Below are 15,453 nucleotides of genomic sequence, written 5' to 3'. Positions count from 1 at the left end.
ATTAGTTATCTAATGCTTCACCAGATTTTTTCGCGATACGAACTTTCTTACCGTCTTCAACTTTATAACCAACACGAGTTGGTTCGCCAGACTTAGGATCGACAGGCATAACGTTTGAGACGTGAATTGGAGCTTCTTGAGTAAGAATCCCACCCTGTGGGTTATCTTGTGAAGGCTTCGCGTGTTTCTTGATTTCGTTAATTCCTTCGACTAGGACGCGGTCCTTCTTAGGGTAAGCTTCAAGGATCGTACCTTGCTTGCCTTTGTCCTTGCCGGAAATAACCATTACTTTGTCACCTTTTTTCACGTGCATGTTTCGCGCACCTCCTTAACAAGGCTTATCATTTCAATTATTTTTTATAATACTTCTGGAGCTAGTGATACAATCTTCATGAATTTAGCTTCACGAAGTTCACGAGCAACTGGTCCGAAGATACGAGTACCACGTGGACCTTTATCATCACGGACAATTACGGCTGCGTTTTCGTCGAAACGGATATAAGAACCATCTTTACGACGCATGCCGCTCTTAGAACGTACAATTACGGCTTTTACTACTTCACCTTTTTTAACAACGCCCCCTGGTGTTGCTTGTTTCACAGTAGCGGTGATGATATCACCGATATTAGCAGTCTTGCGACCAGATCCACCCAAAACTTTGATGGTTTGGATTTCACGTGCACCAGAGTTGTCGGCTACTTTCAAACGAGTCTCCTGTTGAATCATACACTGTAACCTCCCTTCGGAATCTCTCCGAGCGAACTATATTAGATAATAACAGACTCTTCTACGACTTCTAGAAGACGGAAACGCTTCGTTGCTGATAGCGGACGAGTTTCCATAATACGTACAACATCACCATTTTTGGCTTGGTTGTTTTCGTCGTGAGTCTTGAATTTTTTAGAGTACTTTACGCGCTTGCCATAAAGTTTGTGGAATTTATAAGTTTCAACTAAAACAGTGATTGTTTTATCCATTTTATCAGATACTACACGGCCAGTATAAACTTTACGATTATTACGTTCTTCACTCATGTGAGGGTGACCTCCTCTCAACTATTAGTTATTTACGCCTAGCTCGCGTTCGCGAGCAACAGTTTTCATGCGAGCGATCGACTTACGAACTTCGCGAATACGCGCAGTGTTCTCAAGTTGACCTGTTGCCAGCTGGAAACGTAGGTTGAAAAGTTCTTCTTTTAGAGACTTAACTTTTTGTTCAATTTCGGCAGTGGTTAATTCACGGATTTCATTAGCCTTCATTGATTTCACCACCAATTTCTTCACGTTTTACAAATTTAGTTCTGATCGGCAGCTTGTGAGAAGCAAGACGCAACGCTTCGCGAGCAACTTCTTCTGATACACCTGCAATCTCAAACAAAATTTTTCCTGGTTTTACTACAGCCACGAAACCTTCTGGAGCACCTTTACCTGAACCCATTCGAACTTCTAGGGGCTTAGCAGTGTAAGGTTTGTCTGGGAAGATTTTGATCCATACTTTACCGCCACGTTTCATGTAACGGGTCATGGCAATACGAGCTGCCTCGATTTGACGAGCTGTGATCCATGCAGGATCGATTGCTTGTAAACCGTATTCACCGAATGATACGGATGTTCCGCCTTTAGCACGGCCTTTTAAACTAGCACGGTGTTGACGACGATATTTAACACGTTTAGGCATTAACATAATGCTGTTCCCCCTTCCTTATTTGTTAGATTTAGTTGGAAGGACTTCTCCACGATAGATCCACACTTTAACACCAAGTTTACCGTAAGTTGTGTCAGCTTCTGCAGTTCCGTAATCGATATCTGCACGAAGTGTGTGAAGTGGTACTGTTCCTTCACTGTAATATTCTGCACGAGCTATATCCGCACCGCCTAGGCGTCCAGATACTTGTGTACGAATACCTTTAGCTCCTGCGCGCATAGCACGTTGGATCGTTTGTTTTTGAGCACGACGGAAAGATACACGGTTTTCCAGTTGACGTGCGATATTGTCAGCTACAAGCGTAGCGCTAAGATCAGGTTTCTTCACCTCAACGATGTTGATGTGAACACGTTTACCAGTAAGTTCATTCAACGATTTACGAAGTGCTTCAACTTCGGAACCGCCTTTACCGATAACCATTCCTGGTTTACCAGTGTGAATTGTAATATTTACACGGTTAGCTGCGCGTTCAATTTCGATCGTAGATACGGCTGCGTCTTTTAGACGTTTTTCAGTATATTCACGAATTTTAATGTCTTCATGCAACAAGTCAGCATAGTCTTTACCAGCGTACCACTTAGACTCCCAGTCACGGATGACGCCAATACGAAGACCTACCGGATTTATTTTTTGACCCACTGATTATCCCTCCTTCTTTTCTGATACAACCACTGTGATGTGGCTGGTGCGTTTGTTGATCTGGCTTGCACGTCCCATAGCGCGAGGGCGGAATCTTTTAAGAGTTACGCCTTCATTTACAAACGCTTCGGAAACATATAGATTGTCCGGATCCATTTCATAATTGTGTTCAGCATTAGCAATCGCAGAATTAAGCACTTTCTCAATAACTGGAGAAGCGCCGCGCTGTGTTAAGCGCAATGTTGCGATCGCGTCACCTACGTTTTTTCCTCGAATTAAATCGATAACTAAACGAGCTTTACGAGGAGCAATACGAACGGTTTTAGCAACTGCTTTAGCTTGCATTAGAGTGCCTCCTCTCTACCTTATCGTTTTGTTTTCTTGTCATCGCCAGAGTGTCCCTTGAACGTACGGGTTGGCGCGAATTCACCTAGTTTATGACCTACCATGTCTTCTGTAACATATACAGGTACATGTTTACGTCCGTCATAAACTGCAATTGTGTGTCCTACAAAGTTAGGGAAGATTGTTGAACGGCGAGACCAAGTTTTAATTACCTGGTTTTTGCTGTCTTCGTTTAACTTCTCAACTTTTTTCATTAAATGGTCATCTACAAAAGGTCCCTTTTTTAGGCTGCGGCCCATGCATAAACCTCCCTTCGCGATTGAGAGACGGGGTTTATCGCCCGTCGTTCAATCCCGTTATTTTTTACCTTTACCTCTTCTACGAACGATATATTTATCAGACGGTTTGTTACGTTTACGCGTTTTGTACCCAAGAGTTGGTTTACCCCATGGAGATACTGGAGAAGGTCTACCGATTGGCGCACGTCCTTCACCACCACCGTGTGGGTGATCGCTAGGGTTCATTACGGAACCACGTACAGTTGGGCGCTTGCCTTTCCAGCGAGAACGTCCAGCTTTACCTACGCTGATTAATTCGTGTTCTAAGTTACCAACTTGACCGATTGTCGCACGGCAAGTGCTTAGTACTAAACGAACTTCACCAGAAGCAAGGCGTACAAGGGTATATTTTTCTTCACGACCAAGGATTTGAGCAGAAGCACCAGCAGAACGGACTAACTGTCCACCGCGGCCAGGTTTAAGCTCGATGTTGTGTACGATTGTACCAACAGGAATGTCTTTCAATTGAAGAGAGTTACCTGTTTTAATATCAGATCCTTGACCTGAAATAATTTCGTTACCTACTTTAAGCCCTTTTGGAGCAAGGATGTAACGTTTTTCACCATCAACATAGTTAATTAGTGCAATGTTAGCGGAGCGGTTCGGATCGTATTCGATCGTAGCAACGCGTCCAGGTATTCCATCTTTATCACGTTTGAAGTCGATGATACGGTAATGACGCTTGTGACCTCCGCCCTGATGACGAACTGTCAGCTTACCCTGGTTGTTACGTCCACCGCGTTTGTGTAGTGGAGACAATAGGGAGCGTTCAGGTTTGTCAGTAGTGATCTCAGCGAAATCAGATACTGTCATGTGTCGACGACCATTTGTAATTGGTCGAAACTTTTTAATCGCCATCTTTTTTCCCTCCTTCACTTATTGGATTTATAATTTATGCTTCAAAGAAATCTAGTTCTTCACTGTCTTCAGTCAACGTAATAACTGCTTTCTTACGATCAGAACGGTATCCACCGTAACGACCCATACGCTTGAATTTACCTTTAAGGTTCATTGTGTTCACGCCAGCAACTTTAACTCCGAAAATCTCTTCAATTGCGCTTTTGATTTCGGTTTTGTTTGCTTTAGTGCTCACTTCAAACGTATATTTCTTTTCTCCCATAAGGTCAGCAGATTGTTCAGTAATGACAGGGCGTTTGATAATATCGCGTGGTTCTTTCATTATGAGAGCACCTCCCCTGCTTTTTCAGCTGCGTCCTTCGTTAGGATAAGCTTGTCATGCGTTAATATATCTAACACACTTACTTCGTCTACAGTTACTGCTTTCACTGTAGGGATATTGTTAGAAGAAAGAACTACATTATCGTTCTTGTCTGCAGTAACAATAAGAGCTTTCTCGTTCACTTCTAGTCCTTTAAGCAGGTTTACTACTTCTTTAGTTTTCGGTGCATCGAAAGATAGACTTTCAAGTACAAAAACGTTGTTCTCTTGAACTTTAGAAGAGTAAGCTGATTGAAGTGCTAGACGACGAACTTTTCTAGGCAGCTTGTAGCTGTAGCTACGTGGTGTCGGACCGAATACAGTCCCACCGCCTACCCACTGTGGTGCACGGATGGTACCTTGACGCGCACGTCCTGTACCTTTTTGGCGCCACGGTTTACGACCGCCGCCGCGTACTTCCGCACGGTTTTTTACTTTGTGTGTACCTTGACGCAGATTTGCGCGCTGGGACACTACTGCTTCATGTAAAACATGAGTGTTTGGTTCGATACCAAAAACAGCGTCATTCAGTTCAACATCTCCAACTTTAGAGCCGCTTTGGTTTAATAGTGCTACTTTAGGCATGACATATCCTCCCTTCCTTAAATTATTTGCTAGCCTTTATTGCACTCGTTACTTTAACGTAAGATTTCTTCGGTCCAGGTACATTACCTTTGATTAATAGCAAGTTACGCTCAGCGTCAACTCTTACTACTTCAAGGTTTTGTAGAGTTACTGTTTCTCCACCCATTTGTCCTGCAAGGCCTTTACCTTTGAAAACTTTGGATGGGTCAGCACCCTGTCCCATAGAACCGGATCTACGGTGGAAACGGGAACCGTGGCTCATTGGCCCGCGAGATTGGTTATGGCGCTTAATTACACCTGAGAAACCTTTCCCTTTAGAAGTTCCTGTTACATCAATAACGTCTCCAGCTTCGAAAATATCCACCTTAACCTCTTGACCTAATTCATAGTCATCAAGGTTAGTATTACGGAATTCACGAATGTAGCGCTTAGGTGATGCACTCGCTTTTTCAGCGTGGCCTACATCAGCTTTTTTCAAGCGGTTAGACTTTTGGTCTGCAAAACCTAGCTGAATAGCTTCATAGCCGTCGTTTTCAGCTGTTTTCTTTTGTAAAACAACGTTTGGCTCAGCTTGTACAACTGTTACTGGAATTAGCTCGCCATCTTCAGAGAAGATTTGAGTCATACCGACTTTACGTCCTAAGATTCCTTTCGTCATCCGTTACACCTCCTATTATTCATTCATTTTTATTTTATAATTTAATTTCGATATCCACACCAGATGGTAGATCAAGTCTCATTAATGAGTCGACCGTCTGTGGCGTTGGATTAACAATGTCGATTAGACGTTTGTGTGTACGCATTTCGAACTGCTCACGAGCATCTTTATACTTATGAGTTGCACGAAGTACAGTATAGACAGACTTTTCAGTTGGAAGCGGGATCGGACCAGATACGTTTGCTCCGGAGCGCTTCGCCGTGTCTACGATCTTTTCAGCGGACTGATCTAGAACCCTATGATCATACGCTTTTAAACGAATACGAATTTTTTCTTTTGCCATTATGTTCCCTCCTTCTTCGCCCATTTTATAAAATAGACATTCTCCGCGAAAATTCCTCGACTCACCAGCCATGGCAAAGGGGCCGTGTGTGTCAACAACCTTTCGCATCATCGCCTTTTATGACCAACATTCCTTATTATAAAGAAAAAGTCCGGCCAATGCAAGTGTTTATTCATAAAAGTTTCATTTATAAACACCTCAAGATATTATACTAAGATTTATGAGGAATTTCAATAGGTTATTAGACTTTTTAGTAGTCTTCATTAAATTAAAAAGCCTTTTTAATTCTTTATTGAAAGATAACTGCTTATAAGTTTTTGTTTTCACCGTTACTTTTTTGTATATTTCGTTCTGACCATTATTTAAGCTAACAAATTTTAAGTATTAAATCAAATAATGCCCTAGCGAATGAAATGTAATTGAGTAAGTTCTAATCATAATCGTGTGGAATATATTTTGGATAGGCTATGCTAAAGGTGGTTGTTGATATTGATAAGTGAGTTATTCAACAATATGTCAGGATAATGGAAGACTCGGTTTCAAGAAAGTCTGGGATCGTTACCGTATTGAGAGTCAGGGGTTGTTGGGAAGTGAGCTTCCTCTTGCGTTTAGATTTATTAGTTAAGGAGAGAGACAGTTCTCGGATCGTAGATTATAATGTTATATCAAAGGAGTTTCCGAGCTACTAATCATCGTAAGGAGCTCCGGCAAATCGCGAGACTCCTGTGGGAAAAGAGTGCTTGGTGAGACCCCGGAGAGCTTTAGCTCGAGGAGGCTCACTGCGCTCCCACGGAAAGCGAGTGGTTTCCCGGAGCTCTAAACGCTGTCACTCATAACGGAAACAGCTCGGATATCTCGAATCTGAGTCTTCCACTAAAGGGAGCTTATATGAATATCATTACGGAACTTATCTACGCCTTTTGATAAAGTACTCACAATTCATATGATCTGCCTTCCTGACACTACTCTCTATGTCATTTAAGAGAACATTTGAGTGATTAGCAATTGAGATTATTAATAGAGGGAACTGATTTTAAAACCAGTAACATATAAAACAGCACCAGTTAAAAAGTACATAAAAAAGCAGCAGCTCAATTGAGCTGCTGCTTCTTAAAAGACAAATGTCTTATTATTATTCAGTAATTTTAGCTACAACGCCGGCGCCTACTGTACGGCCACCTTCACGGATAGAGAACTTAGTTCCATCTTCGATCGCGATTGGAGAGATAAGTTCTACAGTCATTTCTACGTTATCGCCAGGCATTACCATCTCTACGCCTTCTGGAAGTTGAATAACACCAGTTACGTCAGTTGTACGGAAGTAGAACTGAGGACGGTAGTTTGAGAAGAATGGAGTGTGACGTCCACCTTCGTCTTTTGAAAGAACGTAAACTTCTGCTTGGAACTTAGTGTGTGGAGTGATTGTACCAGGCTTAGCAAGTACTTGTCCACGGTTGATATCTTCACGGTTAACACCACGAAGAAGTGCGCCAATGTTGTCGCCAGCTTCAGCATAGTCAAGAAGCTTACGGAACATTTCAACACCAGTGATTGTAGTTTTGCGAGCTTCTGGAGCAAGACCGATGATTTCGATTTCGTCTCCAACTTTGATCTTACCACGCTCAACACGGCCAGTTGCTACTGTACCACGACCAGTGATCGAGAATACATCCTCAACAGGCATCATGAATGGCTGGTCAACGTCACGCTCTGGGTTTGGAATGTAGTCATCAACAGCGTCCATTAGGTCATAGATCGCTTGCTCATACTTTTCTTCACCTTCAAGAGCTTTAAGAGCAGAACCGCTTACTACTGGTACATCGTCACCTTCGAAGTCATACTCAGAAAGAAGGTCGCGAACTTCCATTTCAACTAGTTCAAGTAGCTCTTCGTCGTCTACCATGTCAACTTTGTTAAGGAATACAACAATCGCAGGTACACCAACTTGACGAGAAAGAAGGATGTGCTCACGAGTTTGTGGCATTGGGCCATCAGCTGCAGATACAACTAGGATAGCTCCGTCCATTTGTGCAGCACCAGTGATCATGTTTTTAACATAGTCAGCGTGACCTGGGCAGTCAACGTGTGCATAGTGACGGTTTTCAGTTTCGTACTCAACGTGTGCAGTGGAGATAGTGATTCCACGCTCGCGCTCTTCAGGAGCACCGTCGATCATGTCATAAGCCATTGCTGAACCTTCACCAGATCTTTTGTGAAGTACAGTCGTGATAGCTGCAGTTAGAGTTGTTTTACCGTGGTCAACGTGTCCAATAGTCCCGATGTTTACGTGGGACTTGGAACGGTCGAATTTTTCTTTACCCATTCTATATTTCCTCCTTTAAATAAAAACAAAGTTATTTTCAATTGATAATTTATTTGAAGCAAAGGAGTTTCAAAAAACTCCTAAGCTTACAATACAAGTTATACTTCAACTTAGCAAAAAAATCAATTACTCACCAGCATTTTTCTTGATGATTTCCTCAGAGATGCTCTTCGGAACTTCTTCATAGTGATCGAAATGCATAGTGTACGTTCCACGTCCCTGAGTGTTTGAACGAAGCGCAGTGGCATAACCGAACATTTCAGATAGTGGGACAAATGCTTTAACAACCTGAGCTGTACCACGAGTTTCCATACCTTCAACACGTCCGCGACGGGAAGTTACATCACCCATGATATCACCCATATATTCTTCAGGAATAACGACTTCTACTTTCATCATTGGTTCAAGAAGAACTGGTTTACATTTGTTTTTAGCTTCTTTAAGTGCCATAGATGCTGCAACTTTAAAGGCCATTTCGTTGGAGTCGACATCGTGGTAAGAACCATCGTATAGAGTAGCCTTAATGTCTACCATTGGGTATCCTGCTAATACTCCGTTTTCCATAGAATCTCTAATACCAGCTTCTACAGATGGAATGTATTCACGAGGGACTACACCACCAACGATTTTGTTTACGAATTCGTATCCAGCACCTTCATCGTTTGGCTCGAATTTAACCCAAACGTGACCGAATTGTCCACGACCACCGGACTGACGTACGAATTTACCTTCGACTTCCGCACTTCCGCGGAAAGTTTCACGGTATGCAACTTGCGGAGCACCAATGTTCGCTTCAACTTTAAACTCACGGCGCAGACGGTCAACGATGATGTCAAGGTGAAGTTCACCCATACCAGCGATGATTGTTTGACCAGTCTCTACGTTTGTTTCAGTCTGGAATGTTGGATCCTCTTCAGCAAGTTTACCAAGTGCGATAGACATCTTGTCTTGATCGGCTTTAGATTTAGGCTCGATCGCAACAGAGATAACTGGATCTGGGAATTCCATAGACTCAAGAATAACAAGACTCTTCTCATCACATAGAGTATCACCTGTTCCAGTGTCTTTCAGTCCAACAGCACCGGCGATATCTCCGGCATATACAGTGGAAATCTCTTCACGGGAGTTCGCGTGCATTTGCAGGATACGACCTACGCGCTCACGCTTATCCTTAGTAGCGTTTTTCACGTATGAACCAGAGTTAAGTGTACCAGAGTAAACACGGAAGAATGTAAGTTTACCAACATAAGGGTCGGTTGCTACTTTAAATGCTAAAGCAGAAAACGGCTCTTTATCGTCAGGCTTACGAACAACTTGTTCCTCTGTTTGTGGTACGTGACCTTCAATCGGAGGTACGTCTAATGGAGATGGAAGATAATCAATAACTCCATCAATCAAAAGTTGTACACCCTTGTTTTTGAAAGCAGAACCACAGAAGACAGGATAGAAATCTACTGTTAGAGTGGCAGTACGAATGGCTACTTTCAACTCTTCATTAGTGATTTCTTCACCTTCTAGGTACTTCATCATCAAGTCTTCATCAAGTTCCGCAACTGCTTCTACAAGCAATCCACGATACTCTTCAGCTTGTTCTTTGTACTCATCCGGAATTGGACGAGCTTCTGCGCGTGTACCTAGATCATCAAGGTAATAGAATGCTTCCATAGTTACTAGATCGATGATTCCTTCGAAATCATCCTCTGCACCGATTGGAAGTTGAACTGCCGCAGCATTTGCTCCAAGGCGGTCTTTTAGAGTACCTAAGGAGTAAACGAAGTCCGCGCCGATTTTATCCATTTTGTTGATGAATACAATACGTGGCACGCCATAAGTTGTTGCTTGACGCCATACAGTTTCAGTTTGTGGTTCAACACCAGACTGAGCATCCAGTACAGCTACAGCACCATCAAGTACACGAAGGGAACGTTCAACTTCTACTGTGAAGTCTACGTGTCCTGGAGTATCAATGATGTTAATACGGTGGTCTCTCCACTGAGCAGTCGTAGCAGCGGAAGTGATTGTGATTCCGCGCTCCTGTTCCTGCTCCATCCAGTCCATCTGTGAAGCACCTTCGTGTGTTTCACCAATTTTGTGGATACGTCCTGTGTAGAAAAGAATACGCTCGGTGGCAGTCGTTTTACCGGCGTCAATGTGTGCCATGACACCGATATTACGAGTCCTTTCCAAGGAGAACTCTCTAGGCATGATTTTTTCTCCTTCCTGGTTGAAAGATTATTACGTTGATGATTACCAACGGTAGTGAGCGAATGCTTTGTTAGCTTCCGCCATTTTGTGCATATCTTCACGGCGCTTAACTGCTGCACCTGTGTTGTTTGCTGCATCTAGAATTTCATTAGCCAGGCGCTCTTCCATTGTCTTTTCTCCGCGTAGACGCGCATAGTTTACAATGAAACGCAGTCCTAGTGCTTGACGACGTTCTGGGCGTACCTCAACTGGTACTTGGTAGTTTGAACCACCCACACGACGAGCGCGTACTTCTAGTACAGGCGCTACGTTCTTCATCGCTTGTTCAAAAGCTTCCATAGCTTCATTTCCGCTACGTTCTTGAACAAGTTCAAAAGCTTTATAAAGAATTTTCTGAGCTTTACCGCGCTGTCCGTCAACCATGATTTGGTTGATTAAGCGAGTTACAAGCTTAGAGTTGTACATTGGATCTGGTAACACATCACGTTTTGCTACTGGTCCTTTACGTGGCATATGTTCCCCTCCCTTCCTTGTTGTTATTTACGAATAAATAAGTTTAATTATTTTTTAGGCTTCTTGGTACCGTATTTAGAACGACCTTGCATACGGCCATCCACGCTTGCAGTATCAAGTGCACCACGAACGATGTGATAACGCACACCAGGTAAGTCTTTAACACGTCCGCCACGGATAAGAACAACACTGTGCTCTTGCAAGTTGTGGCCGATTCCAGGAATGTAGGCATTCACTTCGATTTGGTTAGTCAAACGAACACGAGCATACTTACGTAGTGCGGAGTTCGGTTTCTTCGGAGTCATTGTACCTACACGTGTGCAAACCCCACGTTTTTGTGGAGAAGACTGATCTGTCATACGCTTCTTATAGCTGTTATAGCCTTTGTTCAAAGCTGGAGAGTCAGTTTTCTTACCTTTGCTTACGCGTCCTTTACGTACTAATTGATTAATAGTTGGCATAATATTTATCCTCCCTTCCACTTTTTTAATACCACACATCCAGGTGGTTCATAAAAAGGCAAAAAACAAAGCTTTCGCGATGATTCGCCAAAACTTTATTGCTTTATAGCCACGGTAGCAGCTCCAACATCAATGCCGCATGCGTTTCCTAATTCCTTCATAGATGTAACTCTTGTATGTGGAATGTTCAGCTGTGCAGCAAGATTAGCTACTTTCATTGTCATCGACTGATCAGCATCGTCAGCCGTCAAGACTTCAATCACTTCGCCGCTTTTCATAGCTTTGAGTGTTTGTTTGGTCCCAATCACTATCTCTGATTTAGCCTGTGCTACTTTTTCATAAGACATCTTCATATCCTCCAAAGTAACAAGGATAAACGGAAGCACCTTGATTATATTATCACTACCGAAAACTCATGTCAACCTGGTATTGAAAATAGTTTCATCTCAAGGTACTCCCGAACATTATCCTCTAATTACCTTCAGCTTTATATTAAGGCTGAGTTACTTCTTGAGCAGCTTCAGCTTTTACTTCTTTTTGTTCTGATTCTGCTTTAATTTTACGGTATCTCGTCATTCCTGTACCAGCAGGAACAAGTTTACCGATGATAACATTTTCTTTAAGTCCTAGTAATTCATCACGTTTACCTTTAATCGCTGCATCTGTCAGGACACGAGTCGTCTCCTGGAAGGATGCTGCAGACAAGAAGCTGTCTGTTTCAAGCGATGCTTTAGTAATACCGAGAATAACTGGTCGGCCGACAGCCGGCTGGCCGCCTTCCATGAGAACTTTTTGGTTCGCTTCTTTGAACTGGTGAATTTCAAGCAAGGAACCTGGAAGTACATCCGTATCTCCAGAGTCAAGAACACGAACTTTACGAAGCATCTGGCGGACCATAACCTCTACGTGTTTATCGGAAATCTCAACACCTTGCATACGGTATACTTTTTGAACTTCTTTCAGCAGATACTCTTGAACTCCGTCCAACCCTTGAACAGTCAATAACTCTTTAGGGTCGATCGAACCTTCTGTAAGTGGTTCACCAGCTTCTACTTTATCGCCTTCGGAAACTTTCATCCTTGAGCCATAAGGAGCTGTGTAAGAGCGAGTTTCTACTTCGCCTTGAACAACAATTTCTTGTTTTTCTTTTACTTCTTTGATTTCGTGAACTGTACCCTGGATCTCTGAAATAACAGCTTGACCTTTAGGATTACGAGCTTCAACGATCTCTTGGATACGAGGAAGACCTTGCGTGATATCGTCTCCTGCTACCCCGCCTGTGTGGAAGGTACGCATGGTTAACTGTGTACCCGGCTCACCGATTGACTGGGCTGCAATGATACCGACGGCTTCTCCTACTTCTACTTCATCTCCAGTAGCTAAGTTACGGCCATAACATTTCTTACATACACCGTGTTTCGTGTTACATGTAAAGGCTGAACGTATCACTACTTTTTCGACGCCCGCATCTACGATCTGCTTAGCGGCATCTTCGAAGATTACTTCATTACGAGAAGCAAGTATTTGGCCCGTTTCAGGGTGTTTCACTGTCTGGTAAGCGGTACGTCCGATTAAGCGATCAATAAGTGGTTCAATCATTTCAGTGCCTTCTCTTAGAGAACTTACTGGTAATCCACGATCGGTTCCACAATCTTCTTCACGGACGATTACATCCTGAGCCACATCCACTAGACGACGAGTCAAGTAACCTGAGTCGGCTGTCTTCAGTGCCGTATCGGCAAGACCTTTACGTGCACCGTGAGTAGAAATAAAGTACTCAAGTACAGTTAGACCTTCACGGAAGCTTGATTTGATCGGTAATTCAATGATTCGTCCAGCCGGGTTGGCCATCAAACCACGCATACCAGCAAGCTGAGTGAAGTTGGACGCGTTACCACGAGCTCCAGAGTCACTCATCATGAAGATAGGGTTACGCGGATTCAAGGAATTCATCAATCGATTTTGGATATTATCTTTACATGCTGACCAAATTTCGATAACGCGGTCGTAACGTTCTCCATCCGTAATCAAACCACGACGGAATTGCTTAAGAACTTTATCGACCTTAGCCTGAGCTTCTTCAAGGATTTCTTGTTTTTCAGGTAATACAACAACGTCAGATACACCGACTGTAATACCTGCTTTTGTAGAATAAGCAAACCCTAGATCTTTCATACGGTCCAGCATTTTAGATGTTTCACTGATTGAGAAGCGTTTAAATACTTCCGCAATGATATCTCCAAGGATACCTTTCTTGAATGGAAGGACTTCATCGCGGCTGGCGATGTCTTTTCTTACGTCCGTACCTTTCTCGATAAAGTAGTGGTCTGGAGTTTTAATTTCAAGGTTTTCCTGCGTTGGTTCGTTCATATAAGGGAACGAGTTAGGAAGCATTTCATTGAAAATCAACTTACCGATTGATGTAACCAGCAATTGATTATTCTGAGCTTCTGTAAAGGTTTCGTTGTTTAAAGAGCTGGCTTGAACAGCTACACGAGTATGCAGATGGACATATCCATTTTGATAAGCCATAAGCGCTTCATTCAAGTCTTTAACAACCATACCTTCTCCAACAGCGCCTATACGTTCTAAAGTAAGGTAATAGTTACCTAGTACCATATCCTGTGAAGGCGTTACGACTGGCTTACCATCTTTAGGGTTCAGGATGTTTTGAGCAGCAAGCATTAAAATACGTGCTTCAGCCTGAGCTTCTGATGATAATGGTACGTGGACAGCCATTTGGTCACCATCGAAGTCAGCGTTATATGCTGTACATACGAGTGGGTGAAGACGAATGGCGCGTCCTTCGACCAATGTCGGTTCAAAGGCTTGAATACCTAAACGGTGTAACGTAGGTGCACGGTTTAACAAGACTGGGTGTTCTTTAATGACGTCTTCTAGAACGTCCCAAACTTCAGGGTGCACACGCTCGATCTTACGTTTAGCTGATTTAATGTTATGAGCCAACCCTCGAGATACAAGCTCTTTCATAACGAATGGCTTAAATAATTCCAGTGCCATCTCTTTTGGCAGACCACACTGATACATTTTCAAATTAGGTCCTACAACGATTACTGAACGACCGGAGTAGTCTACACGCTTACCTAATAGGTTTTGACGGAAACGCCCTTGCTTCCCTTTCAGCATATGAGAAAGAGATTTAAGCGGACGGTTTCCTGGTCCGGTAACTGGACGACCGCGACGGCCGTTGTCAATTAAAGCATCGACTGCTTCTTGAAGCATACGCTTTTCATTTTGAACAATAATCGTAGGAGCCCCAAGGTCAAGCAGGCGCTTCAAACGGTTGTTACGGTTAATGACACGACGATATAAATCGTTCAAGTCAGATGTTGCAAAACGTCCTCCGTCAAGCTGAACCATTGGGCGCAGCTCAGGCGGGATGACAGGAAGAACATCTAAAATCATCCATGATGGATCATTTCCTGAATTACGGAACGACTCAAGTACTTCCAAACGCTTGATCGCTCGAGTACGACGCTGACCCTGGGCTGTTTTAAGCTCTTCTTTTAACGTATCTACCTCACCATCAAGATCGATATCGAAAAGGAGTTTACGAATGGCTTCAGCACCCATAGCTGCCTGGAAGCCTTGCCCAAATTTCTCGCGGTAAGAACGATATTCTTTTTCAGAAAGAAGCTGCTTTTTATCAAGGGCAGTTTCACCAGGTTCGGTTACTATATAAGCCGCAAAATAAATAACTTCTTCTAAAGCACGAGGAGACATATCAAGTACAAGCCCCATACGGCTCGGAATACCTTTGAAGTACCAAATGTGAGAGACAGGGGCAGCTAATTCTAAGTGCCCCATACGCTCACGACGTACTTTCGCTTTTGTTACTTCTACGCCACAACGGTCACATACGACACCTTTGTAACGTACACGCTTATATTTTCCACAGTGACATTCCCAGTCTTTTTGAGGACCGAAAATTCTCTCACAGAACAAGCCGTCTTTCTCTGGCTTCAACGTACGATAATTGATTGTTTCTGGTTTCTTGACCTCACCATAAGACCAAGAGCGTATCTTGTCTGGTGAAGCAAGACCAATTTTCATATATTCAAATCTATTAACATCTATCAAGGGGCTTACCTCCCTTTTAG

19 protein-coding genes are annotated in these 15,453 nt (G+C 43.1%); all 19 read right to left on the bottom strand.

The features are described 5' to 3' along the window. Position 1: 1 nt before the first annotated feature. A complete protein-coding gene (gene rplX, locus O2Q26_RS17920) occupies positions 2 to 313 on the bottom strand; it encodes a 50S ribosomal protein L24 (RefSeq protein WP_253937147.1) in 312 nt (103 codons plus the stop codon). Positions 314 to 357: 44 nt separating this feature from the next. Beyond that, the gene (gene rplN / locus O2Q26_RS17915) at positions 358 to 726 is read right to left on the bottom strand and encodes a 50S ribosomal protein L14 (protein WP_253937148.1); all 369 of its coding nucleotides are present in this window, start codon (positions 724 to 726) and stop codon (positions 358 to 360) included. A 41-nt stretch (positions 727 to 767) separates the two neighbouring features. Continuing rightward, the gene (gene rpsQ / locus O2Q26_RS17910; protein ID WP_253937149.1) at positions 768 to 1,034 is read right to left on the bottom strand and encodes a 30S ribosomal protein S17; all 267 of its coding nucleotides are present in this window, start codon (positions 1,032 to 1,034) and stop codon (positions 768 to 770) included. A gap of 24 nt (positions 1,035 to 1,058) precedes the next feature. Next, the gene (rpmC, locus tag O2Q26_RS17905) at positions 1,059 to 1,259 is read right to left on the bottom strand and encodes a 50S ribosomal protein L29 (protein ID WP_008636054.1); all 201 of its coding nucleotides are present in this window, start codon (positions 1,257 to 1,259) and stop codon (positions 1,059 to 1,061) included. Continuing rightward, positions 1,249 to 1,683: a 50S ribosomal protein L16 gene (gene rplP / locus O2Q26_RS17900; protein WP_101847022.1), complete on the bottom strand. Its 435-nt coding sequence runs from the start codon at positions 1,681 to 1,683 to the stop codon at positions 1,249 to 1,251. The genes rpmC and rplP overlap by 11 nt, the downstream gene beginning before the upstream one ends. A gap of 18 nt (positions 1,684 to 1,701) precedes the next feature. Then, positions 1,702 to 2,343, bottom strand: coding sequence for a 30S ribosomal protein S3 (gene rpsC / locus O2Q26_RS17895; protein WP_253937150.1), 642 nt, complete (start codon positions 2,341 to 2,343; stop codon positions 1,702 to 1,704). 3 nt (positions 2,344 to 2,346) lie between these two features. Further along, positions 2,347 to 2,688 carry a 50S ribosomal protein L22 gene (gene rplV, locus O2Q26_RS17890; protein WP_253937151.1) on the bottom strand — a complete coding sequence of 114 codons (342 nt, stop codon included), beginning with the start codon at positions 2,686 to 2,688 and terminating at the stop codon, positions 2,347 to 2,349. A gap of 20 nt (positions 2,689 to 2,708) precedes the next feature. Next, the gene (rpsS, locus tag O2Q26_RS17885; RefSeq protein WP_101847028.1) at positions 2,709 to 2,987 is read right to left on the bottom strand and encodes a 30S ribosomal protein S19; all 279 of its coding nucleotides are present in this window, start codon (positions 2,985 to 2,987) and stop codon (positions 2,709 to 2,711) included. A 57-nt stretch (positions 2,988 to 3,044) separates the two neighbouring features. Further along, entirely contained in the window at positions 3,045 to 3,884 is an 840-nt protein-coding gene (rplB, locus tag O2Q26_RS17880; RefSeq protein WP_289217172.1) for a 50S ribosomal protein L2, read from the bottom strand. 34 nt (positions 3,885 to 3,918) lie between these two features. Continuing rightward, positions 3,919 to 4,206, bottom strand: a complete 288-nt coding sequence (rplW, locus tag O2Q26_RS17875) for a 50S ribosomal protein L23 (protein WP_253937153.1) — start codon at positions 4,204 to 4,206, stop codon at positions 3,919 to 3,921. Continuing rightward, positions 4,206 to 4,829 (bottom strand): 50S ribosomal protein L4, encoded by a 624-nt coding sequence (gene rplD / locus O2Q26_RS17870; RefSeq protein WP_253937154.1) that lies wholly within the window; start codon positions 4,827 to 4,829, stop codon positions 4,206 to 4,208. The genes rplW and rplD overlap by 1 nt, the downstream gene beginning before the upstream one ends. Before the next feature lie 22 nt (positions 4,830 to 4,851). Next, positions 4,852 to 5,487, bottom strand: coding sequence for a 50S ribosomal protein L3 (gene rplC / locus O2Q26_RS17865; protein WP_289217171.1), 636 nt, complete (start codon positions 5,485 to 5,487; stop codon positions 4,852 to 4,854). A 34-nt stretch (positions 5,488 to 5,521) separates the two neighbouring features. Further along, the gene (gene rpsJ, locus O2Q26_RS17860; protein ID WP_145997074.1) at positions 5,522 to 5,830 is read right to left on the bottom strand and encodes a 30S ribosomal protein S10; all 309 of its coding nucleotides are present in this window, start codon (positions 5,828 to 5,830) and stop codon (positions 5,522 to 5,524) included. A 1,132-nt stretch (positions 5,831 to 6,962) separates the two neighbouring features. Then, on the bottom strand, positions 6,963 to 8,153 hold the full coding sequence (gene tuf / locus O2Q26_RS17855; RefSeq protein WP_289217170.1) for an elongation factor Tu: 1,191 nt from the start codon (positions 8,151 to 8,153) through the stop codon (positions 6,963 to 6,965). A gap of 126 nt (positions 8,154 to 8,279) precedes the next feature. Then, positions 8,280 to 10,358 (bottom strand): elongation factor G, encoded by a 2,079-nt coding sequence (gene fusA / locus O2Q26_RS17850; RefSeq protein ID WP_289217169.1) that lies wholly within the window; start codon positions 10,356 to 10,358, stop codon positions 8,280 to 8,282. A gap of 42 nt (positions 10,359 to 10,400) precedes the next feature. Further along, positions 10,401 to 10,871 carry a 30S ribosomal protein S7 gene (rpsG, locus tag O2Q26_RS17845; RefSeq protein WP_253937191.1) on the bottom strand — a complete coding sequence of 157 codons (471 nt, stop codon included), beginning with the start codon at positions 10,869 to 10,871 and terminating at the stop codon, positions 10,401 to 10,403. A 47-nt stretch (positions 10,872 to 10,918) separates the two neighbouring features. Continuing rightward, positions 10,919 to 11,332, bottom strand: a complete 414-nt coding sequence (rpsL, locus tag O2Q26_RS17840) for a 30S ribosomal protein S12 (protein WP_253937192.1) — start codon at positions 11,330 to 11,332, stop codon at positions 10,919 to 10,921. 95 nt (positions 11,333 to 11,427) lie between these two features. Further along, positions 11,428 to 11,679, bottom strand: a complete 252-nt coding sequence (locus tag O2Q26_RS17835) for a 50S ribosomal protein L7ae-like protein (protein ID WP_289217168.1) — start codon at positions 11,677 to 11,679, stop codon at positions 11,428 to 11,430. Positions 11,680 to 11,824: 145 nt separating this feature from the next. Further along, positions 11,825 to 15,433, bottom strand: a complete 3,609-nt coding sequence (rpoC, locus tag O2Q26_RS17830; protein WP_289217167.1) for a DNA-directed RNA polymerase subunit beta' — start codon at positions 15,431 to 15,433, stop codon at positions 11,825 to 11,827. Positions 15,434 to 15,453: the final 20 nt, after the last annotated feature.

It is taken from the genome of Halobacillus campisalis (assembly GCF_030345335.1).
Classification (GTDB): Bacteria; Bacillota; Bacilli; order Bacillales; family Halobacillaceae; genus Halobacillus_A; species Halobacillus_A campisalis.
The sequence above is the reverse complement of the archived record's forward strand: the minus strand, read 5'-3'. Positions and strand labels throughout refer to the sequence as shown.

Bases quoted from the DNA above. Each gene is read 5' to 3' on its own strand.
- O2Q26_RS17835 (WP_289217168.1), bottom strand. From the start codon at position 11,679: ATGTCTTATGAAAAAGTAGCACAGGCTAAATCAGAGATAGTGATTGGG.
- rplX (WP_253937147.1), bottom strand. From the start codon at position 313: ATGCACGTGAAAAAAGGTGACAAAGTAATGGTTATTTCCGGCAAGGAC.
- fusA (WP_289217169.1), bottom strand. From the start codon at position 10,358: ATGCCTAGAGAGTTCTCCTTGGAAAGGACTCGTAATATCGGTGTCATG.
- tuf (WP_289217170.1), bottom strand. From the start codon at position 8,153: ATGGGTAAAGAAAAATTCGACCGTTCCAAGTCCCACGTAAACATCGGG.
- rpsJ (WP_145997074.1), bottom strand. From the start codon at position 5,830: ATGGCAAAAGAAAAAATTCGTATTCGTTTAAAAGCGTATGATCATAGG.
- rpsG (WP_253937191.1), bottom strand. From the start codon at position 10,871: ATGCCACGTAAAGGACCAGTAGCAAAACGTGATGTGTTACCAGATCCA.
- rplC (WP_289217171.1), bottom strand. From the start codon at position 5,487: ATGACGAAAGGAATCTTAGGACGTAAAGTCGGTATGACTCAAATCTTC.
- rplW (WP_253937153.1), bottom strand. From the start codon at position 4,206: ATGAAAGAACCACGCGATATTATCAAACGCCCTGTCATTACTGAACAA.
- rplD (WP_253937154.1), bottom strand. From the start codon at position 4,829: ATGCCTAAAGTAGCACTATTAAACCAAAGCGGCTCTAAAGTTGGAGAT.
- rplN (WP_253937148.1), bottom strand. From the start codon at position 726: ATGATTCAACAGGAGACTCGTTTGAAAGTAGCCGACAACTCTGGTGCA.
- rpsL (WP_253937192.1), bottom strand. From the start codon at position 11,332: ATGCCAACTATTAATCAATTAGTACGTAAAGGACGCGTAAGCAAAGGT.
- rpsS (WP_101847028.1), bottom strand. From the start codon at position 2,987: ATGGGCCGCAGCCTAAAAAAGGGACCTTTTGTAGATGACCATTTAATG.
- rplB (WP_289217172.1), bottom strand. From the start codon at position 3,884: ATGGCGATTAAAAAGTTTCGACCAATTACAAATGGTCGTCGACACATG.
- rplV (WP_253937151.1), bottom strand. From the start codon at position 2,688: ATGCAAGCTAAAGCAGTTGCTAAAACCGTTCGTATTGCTCCTCGTAAA.
- rpmC (WP_008636054.1), bottom strand. From the start codon at position 1,259: ATGAAGGCTAATGAAATCCGTGAATTAACCACTGCCGAAATTGAACAA.
- rpsQ (WP_253937149.1), bottom strand. From the start codon at position 1,034: ATGAGTGAAGAACGTAATAATCGTAAAGTTTATACTGGCCGTGTAGTA.
- rplP (WP_101847022.1), bottom strand. From the start codon at position 1,683: ATGTTAATGCCTAAACGTGTTAAATATCGTCGTCAACACCGTGCTAGT.